Below are 10,857 nucleotides of genomic sequence, written 5' to 3'. Positions count from 1 at the left end.
GTCCAGACCGTCGCCACCGCCACCGAGGAAATGGCCAGTTCGATCCGCGAGATCGGCACCCAGATCGCCCGCTCCGCCGACATCGCCGGCAAGGCGGTGAGCGAAGCCAGCCAAACCAGCGACGCGGTCCGCAGCCTCGCCGAAGCCGCGCAGAAGATTGGCGAGGTGGTCGGACTGATCACCGACATCGCCAGCCAGACCAACCTGCTGGCTTTGAACGCCACCATCGAGGCAGCACGGGCGGGTGAGGCCGGCAAGGGCTTCGCCGTGGTCGCCAGCGAGGTGAAGAGCCTCGCCGGCCAGACGGCCAAGGCGACGGAGGAGATCGCCAGCCAGATCGGCGCCATCCAGCAGACGACGTGAAGAGCCTTGCCGGCCAGACGGCCAAGGCGACGGAGGAGATCGCCAGCCAGATCGGCGCCATCCAGCAGACGACGCAGGGCGTGGTGACGGCGATCACCGGCATCGGCGGCACCATCGGCAGCATCAACGACATCACCACCGCCATCGCGGCTGCCATCGAGGAGCAGGGTGCCGCAACGAACGAAATCTCCCGCAACGTCCAGCAGGCTGCGACCGGCACGCAGGAGGTCACGACCAGCATCGTCCAGGTGACGCAGGCGGCAGGCGAGGCAGGTGACGCTGCCGGTCAGGTGCTGAGCGCCGCCGGAGACCTGTCCCAGCAGGCGGAACTGATGCGCCGCGATGTCGAGAAGTTCCTGAGCGACATAAAGGCCGCCTGACGGCAGGTGTCAAAGGGCATCGCCGCCGAAACGGACGGTGGCGATGTCCTTACTCCGCGTCGCCGTCAGGCACGATGTCGGCTCGGCGCCAGCCATCCTCACCCAGGCATTCCAGCGGATGGAACTTCGCCTTGTAGGCCATCTTGCGGCTGTGGGCGATCCAATAACCCAGATAGACATAAGGCATGCCAGCCAGCCGCGCCCGCTCGATCAGGCCCAGGATCAGGAAGGTGCCCAGGCTGCGGCGATCCTGGGCTGCGTCGTAGAAGCTGTAGACCGCCGAATAGCCGTCCGACAGCCGGTCGGTCAGCATGCAGCCCACCAGTTGTCCACGCTCGTCGCGTGCCTCCAGCAGGTTGGTATCCGCCCTGCCCTCGTCGACCATGGCGGCGAAATCGCCCATCGCCATGCGGGCCATGTCCGAGTCGCCGTGGCGGGAATTCTGGTACAACGAGAACAGCCGGTACTGCTCCGACGTGGCGTAGGCCGGCCGTTCGCTCAGCGTCACCCCGTCGTTCAGCTTCAGCACCCGGCGTTGCGACCGTGTCGGCACGAAATCCGCAACCGGCACGCGCACCGGCACGCAGGCCTGGCAGTTGGGGCAGACCGGGCGATAGACGATGTCGTGGCTGCGGCGGAAACCGGCACGTGACAGGGTGGAGTTCACCTCGGTCGCATAGGGACCGATCAGGCGGGTGAACAGCTTGCGCTCCACACGTCCGGGCAGATAGGGGCAGGGCATCGGCCCCGACCGGAAGAATTGCTGCAATGGACGCTGCGGCGGCTGGATGACCGACATTCTGAGCGACAACCACCACGACAGTGACGAGGAGGCGGAGGAGTGCGAACCTCCCCCGCCGGACCCGAGCTTACTGCGACTGGCTCTGAACTGCCAGAGGAGGCTGGACGCCGAAGAAGGCTTGCGCGATCTCCGTGGTGACGATGCTCAGCTGCAGCTGTATCCAGTCGAGATACTCGTGCAACCCGTCGCGGAGCACCGCATCGATCGGGCGGGACAGCAGGGCGGCCAGCAGTTCGTCCACCCGCTCCATCGCCGCCGACCCGCCACGCAGATCGTAGCGCGAGCGCATCCGCGTCAGCACACCGTCGATCTGCCGCACGCACATCACCACCGAGCGCGGGAACCCCTCGTTGAACAGCATGAAGCCGGCGACGGTGGCCGGCGACATGCCGCGGGGATAGACCCGGCGGAAGGCGTGATAGCCGGCGGTGGAGCGCAGGACCGTCGTCCACTGGCTGACATCCAGCGTGGAACCGACTTCCACCGGCGACGGCAGCAGCGTGTGGTACTTGATGTCGAGCAGGCGGGTTGTCTGGTCCGCCCGCTCGATATACTTGCCCATCTGGTAGAAGTACCAGCCCTGGTCGCGGTAGAAGGTGCCCTCGGTGATGCCGGTGTGGGTCTGGCATTCCTCCTTGATCCAGGTGCAGACCTTGGACAGGTTCTGGGCCGCCACGTCCTTGACCGACATCTCCAGCAGCTTGTTGTGGAACACGTTGATCTGCGTCCACATCTCCGTCGAGATCCAGGGGCGCAGCGTCCGCGCGTTCTCCCGCGCCATCCGCAGCATCGACAGCAGCGAATTATGGTTCTGGCTGTCGAACATGTAATAGTGGACCACCGCCTCCGCCGTCGGACGGTCGTGGCGGCTGAAGAAGTCCTTCTCGTCGGCGTTCAGCTGGACGATGGAGAACCAGTTGGTGGCCCCGCGGGTGTCGCGCGCGAAGGTCTCGTGCACGTCGAGGATGCGAGCGAGATTCTCGGCCCGCTCCATGTAGCGGGCCATCCAGAAAATGCACTCGGCGTAACGGGACAGCAGGTTCATGCCGCACCACCTTCCAGAACCCAGGTGTCCTTCGAGCCGCCGCCCTGGGACGAATTGACGATCAGCGTGCCCTTCTTCAACGCCACGCGCGACAGGCCGCCGGGCAGGACCCAACTGCTCTTGCCGGTGATGGCGAAGGGACGGAGATCGACATGGCGCGGTTCGATGGCGTCGTCGCAGACGGTCGGGCAGACCGACAGGTCGACGACCGGTTGGCTGATGTAGTTAGACGGATCGGCCAGCAGCTTGGCCCGGCAATCCTCCAGCTCCGCCTTGCTGGCGCGCGGGCCGATGGTGATGCCGTAGCCGCCGGCCTCGCCTACCGGCTTCACCACCAGATCGGCCAGATTGTCGAGCGTGTATTGCAGGGCGTCCGGCTCGCGGCAGATGCGGGTGTCGACGTTCGGGATGATCGGATCCTGGTCCAGGTAATATTTGATCATCCGCGGAACGTAGCAGTAGACCGCCTTGTCGTCGGCGACGCCGGTGCCGATGGCGTTCGCCAGCGCCACGTTGCCCTTGCGGTAGGCCTCCAGGATGCCGGGCACGCCCAGCAGGCTGTCGGGATTGAAGGCCTTGGGATCGAGGAAGGCGTCGTCCAGCCGGCGGTAGATCGAATGGACCGGGGCCAGGCCGTTGGTCGTCTTCATGAAGACGCGGTCATTGTCGACCACGAGGTCGCGGCCCTCGACCAGCGGCACGCCCATCTCGCGCGCCAGGAAGATGTGCTCGAAATAGGCGGAGTTGTAGGTGCCCGGCGACAGCAGGACCACCTGCGGATCGTCGACCGGCGCGATCTCCACCATGGCGTCCAGCAGCTTGTGGCCGTAATTGTCCACGGGGCGGATGCCGATGTCCTGCATCAGGTCGGGGAAGACCCGCTGCATCATGTGGCGGTTCTCCACGACATAGGAGACGCCGGACGGAACGCGGCCGTTGTCCTCCAGCACGCGGAACGTGCCGTGGCGGTCGCGCACCAGATCGGTGCCCATGATGTGGATGTAGGTGTTGAAGGGAACGTCCAGCCCGATCATCTGCGGGCGGAAATTATGGTTCCCTTCGACCAGATCCCGGGGGATCACCCCGTCCTTCAGGATCTTCTGGTCGTGGTAGATATCGTGCAGGAACAGGTTCAGCGCGGTGACCCGCTGCTTGACGCCCGCCTCCAGATGTCGCCATTCCGGTGCGGAGATCACCCGCGGGATGACGTCGAACGGCAGGATGCGGTCGACGGCGTCCTTGTCGGAATAGACGATGAAGGTGATGCCGAGATTGTAAAGCTCCCGCTCCGCATCCTGCGCGCGGCGGCGCAGTTCATCGAAGTCGAGTGCGGCCAGCCTTTGGCGGATGAGCGCCGTATGTTCGGCCGGCAAATCCATGGCTCCGAACAGCTCGTCGAAGTACAGGCCAGGATTGTAGGATGACAATAGGTCGGACGGTTTGCCCTCGGGTACGCTCACAGACTCCCCCGCGCTTGTATCTGACCGATCATCGCGGGCCGGGCGGCATCGCCCCGGCCATGTCGCATTGTGCAGGAAGTATGACGCATCGCCGCGCGCTTTGAACAGGGCAAACGCGCGCCCCGTTGTGCGACGCAGTGACAAAGCAAGAATTCGGACGCGGGCACTTCCGGAAATTAGCGCCAAAGTACCGGCGGCGCGGAAGTCTCATCGTGCTTTGGTGGGAGCACCGCCGCCGCCGGACTGGCCGCCGGCCGGAGGCGCCGCCTGGGTCTCGCGCAACAGGACCATGGCGATGCGGCGGTTGCGCGGGCTGTTGGGCTGATCGGCGACCAGCGGGTCGCGGTCGGCCTTGCCGACGACGTCCTGGATTCGCGTCGGGTCGATGCCACCGGCCAGCAGGGCGCGACGGGTGGCGTTCGCCCGCTCGGTCGACAAGTCCCAGTTGTCGCGGCCGGACCCGGCGGGGAACGGCGAGCTGTCGGTGTGGCCGCTGATCGACAGCTTGTTGGGCAGCTTGGACAGCGCCTTCGCCACCTGCTGCACCAGCTGGCGGGTCTGCGGATACATCTGTCCGGAACCGCCGGGGAACATCGACACGCGGTCCTGATCGACGATCTGGATGCGCAGTCCCTCCGGGGTCTGGTCGATCATCAGGTTCTGGGCAAGGGGCTCCAATTCCGGCACCGACTGGATCGCCTGCCGGATCTCGGTGGCGGCCTGCTGGAACTGGCGGGCCTCCTTGGCAGCGCCCTGGAGGCTGTCCATCGCCTCCTTCACCCGCTCGCCGAAATCGGAGAGCTTCTCGCCGGGCTTCTGGCCGGAGATGCCCAACTGCTTGGCCATCTCCTCCATCCGCTTCTGGAACTCGGCGCGGGTTTCGTTCGGCTTCTGGTCGGCGACGTCGGCATCGGGGGCAGCGCCGTTGGCCGACTTTCCGGGACCGGTGCCCTGGCCGGGACCGGAGGTCGATTCGGTCGGATCGTCGGCATCGTCGGTCTGCTGCGCCGAATAGCCCGGCGGCCCGGACACCGGCACGTCCGCCGACATCGGCGAGCTGGGAGAGACCTGTGCGCCCGGCACGGTGATCGTCTTGCCGCCCAGCATGCCGCCGGAGCCGGACTGCTCACGGCTGACCGATACCGGCGAGAAATAGTCGGCGATGCCCTTGCGCTGGTCCGAGGTGGTGACGTTCAGCAGCCACAGCAGCAGGAAGAAGGCCATCATCGCGGTCACGAAGTCGGCATAGGCCACCTTCCACGCGCCACCATGGTGGCCGCCGTGCCCGCCCTTCTTCTTCTTGATGATGATCGGCCGCTCGTCGCCGCCGGAATTCCCGCTCATGCCCTGGCCGTGGCGAATGGTTCACAGCCCGAAGGCCGATTTCCCGTATGCGATTTCTTGGCGCGGCGCCGCGGTGAAAGCAGCGGCCGACCACTGCGGCAGAACCCTGACCGGGTTTCATTAAGATCCGTTTAACGACGTTGTCGGGGCCGGAGACCGGGTGGCGATGCACCGGCGATGGGGTGGAGATGCGGCTTGCACCGGGTGGCGTGCTGGATTAATTCCCGGTATTTCCTACCTTGTGTGTCACCTTCACCGCCACCGGAGGGCGTGTGACCCACGCCGGCCTTCCTGCACACGCTGCCCCTGCACTCTGCCCCTTCACCCTGCCCCATCCAGGCCCACACGACAGGACGTCATGATCACCGACCAGCCGATCGATCCCCTTGCGTTCCGTTCCGCCCTCGGCTGCTTCGCGACCGGGATCGCCGTCATCACGACCATCGCGCCCGACGGGCTGCCGCTGGGGGTCACGGTGAATTCCTTCTCGTCCGTGTCGCTCGACCCGCCGCTGGTGCAGTTCTGCCTGGGCCGGGCCGCGATGTCCTTCGAGGCCTTCAAGCTCGCTCCGCACTTCGCGGTGAACATCCTGGCCGCCGATCAGGAGGAGCTGTCCAACCGCTTCTCCCGCCGCGACCTGCAGGAGCGCTGGACCGGCCTGGAGACCACCGGCGGCCGCGGCGGCGTCCGCCTGCTGACCGGCTGCCTCGCCACGCTGGAATGCGACCGCGAGCATCTTCTGGACGGCGGCGACCATGTCATCGTGCTGGGCCGCGTCCGCAAGCTGGCCTCGCGCGACAGCGGCGACCCGCTGCTGTATTTCCGCGGCCGCTACGCCCGCCTGGGCTGAGCGCGGTTCTCAGCCGGGCGCGACCTACCCCGCCGCGCGGTGCAGGTCGCGCCCGGTCAGGTGGATGTTGGCATCGGGGTCGAGCGCGCGGGCCATGATGCGCTGCTCGGCCGCCCGTTCGAACAGGGGCCGGTTCATGCAGACCTGCTGAACCGCCTCGTCCGGCTTGGGCGTGTGGCCGACGATGCCCTGCAAGGTGCGGCGGGTGACGAGGACCCGGCCCTGATACTCCCCGACCTGCACCGCGAACTCCACGGCGTCGGCCTCCTCGTTCCAGATGGGATCGTCGGGAAACAGGAAGATGGGCATCGGGTCCTCAATCGGCGTGAATCACTTCAGGACGTAGGTGATATCATAGCCGCTGCGTTTGAAGCGCGTCTTCAGCAGCGTGCCGTCCGCCGCATACCAAAGATCGCGTTCCACATCGCCCTCGATGCGGTGATGGGCGGCCTCCAGCGCCTTGCCGCCGGCTTCCACAGTCTCCGCCCCGATCTTGCGCGCCGCCACCTTGTAGGGCGCCGCGTCGATCACCGACAGCAACTCCCTGTGTTTCAGCACGTCCGGCGTCCACAGGGTCAGCGGCAGAATGCTTGCCGAGGCCTGCTGGGCCTTGCCGTCCACCGTCAGGCGGTAGCCGCCGGCATCGCGGGCCATCTCGATCCTGTGCGGAGTGCCGTCATCGTCGGTGGTGGCGGTCATCGAGTCGAGCGCCCCGCCCTTCCACATCTCCTCCCGCTTGTGGTCGTAGCGGAAGTTGATGAACAGCACCTTCACCCGCGTGGTGGCGGTGACGGTGACCTTGGTGCGGTCGCCCTGCGGCTCGATCTTCACCTGCTCGCTGCCGATGGGGTCCTCACCCATCAGGATCTGGTAATTCAGCGTGCGCGCTGCCCCCTGTGCCGCGGCGGAGCCCGGCAGGCCGGTCAGCAGGGTGGCCGCCATCAGGGCAGCCGACAGGGTGGCGCAGTCGTTGCGCATCATCGTCATGTTCGTTTCCTCCCGGTTGGTCTGTCTGGCGGCTCTTCCGGCCGCTCAGTCGTCCAGCAACTGCGCCAGCTTCATCGCGACGCCCATCGAGCCCTCGACCTTCAGCTTGCCCATGGTGAAGGCCAGCATCGGGTTCAGTTTGCCGTTGATCAGCTTCTGCAGGTTCTCCGGCGAGATGCGGATGGTGCAGTCGGACTCGGCATCCTCGCGGCTGATGCTGATCGGGCTGGCACGGCCATCGACCCGAATCACCTCGCCCTCCTTGCCCAGCAGGAAGCGGACCGAGGCGTTGAGCGAGCGCAGGTCGCCGCTGCGGCTGCGCAGTTCCTGCAAAATGTCGTCGACCATGAAAGCGTGCCCTCAGGATTGTTCGTAGGACTGGTCTTGACAGTAGGCGTGCATTACGTTTACGTCAACGTCATAACGAAAGCGTTTCAGACGCCCGCCGCCACGGATGCCGCCTTTCGGTGCAGGCTGCCAGGTGATCCGGAACGCGCCACCGCCAAGGGGAGCGAAACATGCCCGAGCCGCTTGCGCAGAGCGCCAACCCGCCCACCGCCGCCGTAAACGTTGCCGCCGACGATGCCGCCCATCCCTGGCTGACGCACTATCCGAACGGGATCGCCTGGGACCAGCAGTTCACGCCGATGCCGCTGCACATGCTGTTCGAAGAGGCGGCCAAGCGCTATGCCGACCGTCCCTGCCTGGACTTCCTGGGCCGCCGCTACAGCTATGCCGAGGTTCTGGATCTGGTGAACCGCGCCGCCCGCGGCTTCCAGGATCTGGGTGTCGGGCCGGGGGTGCGGGTGGGCTTGTGCCTGCCGAACTGCCCGACCTACGTCATCTCGTATTTCGCGGTGCTGAAGGCCGGCGGGACCGTCGTCAACTACAACCCGCTCTATGTCGAGCGGGAACTGGAGCACCAGATCACCGACTCGCAGACCGAGATCATGGTGACGCTGGACCTGAAGCAGATCTACCCGCGCGTCGCCGCGATGCTGGCGTGCACGCCGATGAAGCGTATCGTCGTCTGCCGCATGGCGACCATCCTGCCGGCGGTGAAGAAGGCGCTGTTCAGCGTGCTGAAGCGCGGCGAGCTTGCCGCCGTGCCGCGTGACGACCGCCATGTCGACTTCAACAGCCTGCTGACCAATGACGGAACGCTGCGCCCGGTGCGGATCGACGGGCTGCGCGACGTCGCCGTGCTGCAATACACCGGCGGCACAACCGGCGTGCCGAAGGGCGCGATGCTGACCCATCACAACCTGCTGTCCAACGCCCGGCAGGTCCAGGCCTGGTTCCCGACCGTGGCGCTGGGCCAGGAGCGCATGCTCGCCGTGCTGCCCTTCTTCCATGTCTTCGCCATGACGGTGGTGCTGAACATGGGTCTGGCCTGCGGCGCGGAACTGATCATGCTGCCGCGCTTCGAGACCGAACAGGTGCTGAAGACCATCGCCAAGCGCAAGCCGACGCTCGTCCCCGGCGTGCCCACCATGTACAAGGCGCTGCTGGGCCACCCGCAGGTCGCCCGCTATCCGATGACCTCGATCCGCTACTGCATCTCCGGCGGCGCGCCGCTGCCGATGGAACTGAAGCGCCAGTTCGAGACGGCGACCGGCTGCGTGCTGATCGAAGGCTACGGCCTGTCGGAAGCCTCGCCCGTCTGCGCCGCCAACCCGCTGAGCGGCGTCAACAAGGAAGGGTCGATCGGCCTGCCGCTGCCCGGCATCTCCATCGAGATCCGCGACCTTGAGGACCCGACCCGCAAGCTCGGCATCGGCGAGAAGGGTCAGGTGGCGATTGCCGGCCCCAACGTGATGGCCGGCTATTGGGGCCGGGCAGAGGAGAGCGACCGCACCGTCATCGACGGCTTCCTGCTGACCGGCGATGTCGGGACGATGGATGGGGACGGCTACGTCTTCCTGCTCGACCGGTTGAAGGACCTGATCATCTGCAGCGGCTACAACGTCTATCCGCGCATGATCGAGGAAGCGATCTACCAGCACCCCGACGTGGTTGCCGCCTGCGTCATCGGTCTGCCCGACGATTACCGCGGACAGACGCCGAAGGCCTTCGTGCAGTTGAAGCCGGGCGCCAGCATGACGGTGGAGGCGCTGCGCGACTTCCTGCGCGACAAGATCTCCCGCATCGAGATGCCGACAGCCATCGAGTTCCGCGACGAGCTGCCCAAGACCGCCGTCGGCAAACTGTCGAAGAAGGAACTGATCGCCGAGGCTCGGCAGGCCCTGTCGAACGGAGCATGACCCCAACTTCCGGCTGAGTTGCCACCGTGACCTGGACGTAAAGGGAAGCCTTATCACGCCACGGCAGCTGTGCTACCAAACGGAAGGCGCACTGTGCCGAACACGAACAAAAAGGCCTTCCCAGGGATGGAACAGCTCTACACGGTCAACCAGCTTGCGGAAGAGCTGGGCATCACTCCGCGGGCTCTGCGTTTCTACGAGGTCAAGGGACTGCTGGCGCCCAACCGCGTCGGCAACAACCGGGTCTATACGAAGCGAGACCGCGCCCGGCTGAAGCTGATCCTGCGGGGCAAGCGCCTGGGCTTCTCGCTGGCGGAAATCCGCGAGTATCTCGACCTCTACAACGTCAATGGCGGGGTCGAGCAGCAGAGGAACCTGTTGAAGCGCGTGCAGAGGCGGCTGAAGGATCTCGCCCAGCAGCGCGAAGACCTGGAAGCCACCGTGCAGGAGCTGCGCGACATCGAAGAGCAGGTCAACAACACCCTGGCGGAACAGAAATCCGCCGCGAAGGACAGCTGACCGGTCGGGCGCCCCCCGGCGCTCCGGTCGGCCCTATGAGGGGGATCGGAGCATGATGGGACAGCGATTGCGGCGAGTGGCCTGTGATGCCCTCAGGACGAATGGCGGGACAGGAGGCCGGGTATGAACCTGATCTTCCGCCTGCTGGCCGTTGCCGTCGCCGCCATAGTCGCCGCGTGGCGCGGCCGCCGCGCCGGGCTGCTCGATCCGTCGGCGCTGCGGTTCCGGGTCTGGCCGACCGACCTCGACATCAACCTGCACATGACCAACGCGCGCTATTTCAGCGTGATGGATTTGGGGCGCACCGACCTGATGATCCGGGTCGGGCTGGGTCCGGCGATCCTGCGCAACCGCTGGCAGCCGGTGCTGGGCGGAGCGACCATCCGCTACCGCCGCTCGCTGCGGCCGTTCCAGCGCTTCACCCTGGTCAGCCGGGTTCTGTGCTGGGACGACAAATACATCTTCATCGAACACCGCATGGAAACACGCGGCGGGCTGGCGGCGCTGGCCGTCGTCCAGGGAGCTTTCGTCGGCGCAACCGGCGTGGTCGCCCCGGCCGAGGTGCTGGCAGCGCTCGGCACCACGGCCGCGTCCCCGCCGTTCCCCGATGCGGTCGCGGCTTTGCGTGGACAGGCCCTGTCCGCTGTTGCCTGAACCTTAACAAGAACATCATCCGAGAGGAGACACTCCCATGAAGGTGCTGGTGCCCGTTAAACGAGTGGTCGACTACAACGTGAAGATCCGCGTCAAGGCGGATGGCAGCGGCGTCGAGACCGCCAACGTGAAGATGAGCATGAACCCCTTCGACGAGATCGCCGTCGAAGAAGCCGTGCGCCTGAAGGA

General features: G+C 66.0%; 11 protein-coding genes and 2 pseudogenes. 6 read left to right on the top strand and 7 right to left on the bottom strand.

Annotated elements, in window-relative coordinates; all coding sequences use genetic code 11:
• Window positions 1-743: pseudogene (locus CRT60_RS37600) on the top strand (methyl-accepting chemotaxis protein); the annotation flags it as partial.
• A gap of 49 nt (window positions 744-792) precedes the next feature.
• Here the strand turns inward: CRT60_RS37600 and CRT60_RS27605 are convergent.
• The 4 genes from CRT60_RS27605 to CRT60_RS27590 all read right to left on the bottom strand — a co-directional run bounded on the left by CRT60_RS27605 (window position 793) and on the right by CRT60_RS27590 (window position 5,394).
• A complete protein-coding gene (locus CRT60_RS27605; protein WP_098739687.1) occupies window positions 793-1,542 on the bottom strand; it encodes an arginyltransferase in 750 nt (249 codons plus the stop codon).
• Window positions 1,543-1,612: 70 nt separating this feature from the next.
• On the bottom strand, window positions 1,613-2,590 hold the full coding sequence (locus CRT60_RS27600; protein WP_098739686.1) for an alpha-E domain-containing protein: 978 nt from the start codon (window positions 2,588-2,590) through the stop codon (window positions 1,613-1,615).
• The gene (locus CRT60_RS27595) at window positions 2,587-3,969 is read right to left on the bottom strand and encodes a circularly permuted type 2 ATP-grasp protein (RefSeq protein ID WP_244592932.1); all 1,383 of its coding nucleotides are present in this window, start codon (window positions 3,967-3,969) and stop codon (window positions 2,587-2,589) included. The genes CRT60_RS27600 and CRT60_RS27595 overlap by 4 nt, the downstream gene beginning before the upstream one ends.
• A 288-nt stretch (window positions 3,970-4,257) precedes the next feature.
• A complete protein-coding gene (locus CRT60_RS27590) occupies window positions 4,258-5,394 on the bottom strand; it encodes a flagellar motor protein MotB (protein ID WP_098739684.1) in 1,137 nt (378 codons plus the stop codon).
• A gap of 358 nt (window positions 5,395-5,752) precedes the next feature.
• Between CRT60_RS27590 and CRT60_RS27585 the strand changes: the two genes are divergently transcribed.
• On the top strand, window positions 5,753-6,244 hold the full coding sequence (locus CRT60_RS27585; protein ID WP_098739683.1) for a flavin reductase family protein: 492 nt from the start codon (window positions 5,753-5,755) through the stop codon (window positions 6,242-6,244).
• Between the two features lie 24 nt (window positions 6,245-6,268).
• Here CRT60_RS27585 and CRT60_RS27580 read toward each other — a convergent pair whose 3' ends face one another.
• Genes CRT60_RS27580 through CRT60_RS27570 form a run of 3 tightly spaced genes read right to left on the bottom strand, consistent with a single transcriptional unit; the run spans window position 6,269 to window position 7,579 of the window.
• Window positions 6,269-6,553 carry a DUF1488 family protein gene (locus CRT60_RS27580; protein WP_098739682.1) on the bottom strand — a complete coding sequence of 95 codons (285 nt, stop codon included), beginning with the start codon at window positions 6,551-6,553 and terminating at the stop codon, window positions 6,269-6,271.
• 21 nt (window positions 6,554-6,574) lie between these two features.
• On the bottom strand, window positions 6,575-7,231 hold the full coding sequence (locus CRT60_RS27575) for a DUF6134 family protein (RefSeq protein ID WP_098739681.1): 657 nt from the start codon (window positions 7,229-7,231) through the stop codon (window positions 6,575-6,577).
• A gap of 45 nt (window positions 7,232-7,276) precedes the next feature.
• Window positions 7,277-7,579: an SCP2 sterol-binding domain-containing protein gene (locus CRT60_RS27570; RefSeq protein ID WP_098739680.1), complete on the bottom strand. Its 303-nt coding sequence runs from the start codon at window positions 7,577-7,579 to the stop codon at window positions 7,277-7,279.
• Window positions 7,580-7,749: 170 nt separating this feature from the next.
• On the opposite strand from CRT60_RS27570, the gene CRT60_RS27565 reads away from it, so the two are divergent.
• The 4 genes and pseudogenes from CRT60_RS27565 to CRT60_RS37245 form a co-directional block, all read left to right on the top strand.
• Window positions 7,750-9,495, top strand: a complete 1,746-nt coding sequence (locus tag CRT60_RS27565) for a long-chain-fatty-acid--CoA ligase (protein WP_098739679.1) — start codon at window positions 7,750-7,752, stop codon at window positions 9,493-9,495.
• A 126-nt stretch (window positions 9,496-9,621) separates the two neighbouring features.
• Entirely contained in the window at window positions 9,622-10,014 is a 393-nt protein-coding gene (locus tag CRT60_RS27560; protein WP_098739678.1) for a MerR family transcriptional regulator, read from the top strand.
• A 123-nt stretch (window positions 10,015-10,137) separates the two neighbouring features.
• Window positions 10,138-10,668 (top strand): thioesterase family protein, encoded by a 531-nt coding sequence (locus CRT60_RS27555; protein WP_098739677.1) that lies wholly within the window; start codon window positions 10,138-10,140, stop codon window positions 10,666-10,668.
• Window positions 10,669-10,705: 37 nt separating this feature from the next.
• Window positions 10,706-10,857 (top strand): annotated as a pseudogene (locus CRT60_RS37245) (electron transfer flavoprotein subunit beta/FixA family protein); the annotation flags it as partial.

The sequence above is a fragment of the Azospirillum palustre genome (genome assembly GCF_002573965.1).
In the GTDB taxonomy this organism is placed as follows: Bacteria; Pseudomonadota; Alphaproteobacteria; order Azospirillales; family Azospirillaceae; genus Azospirillum; species Azospirillum palustre.
The sequence above is the reverse complement of the archived record's forward strand: the minus strand, read 5'-3'. Positions and strand labels throughout refer to the sequence as shown.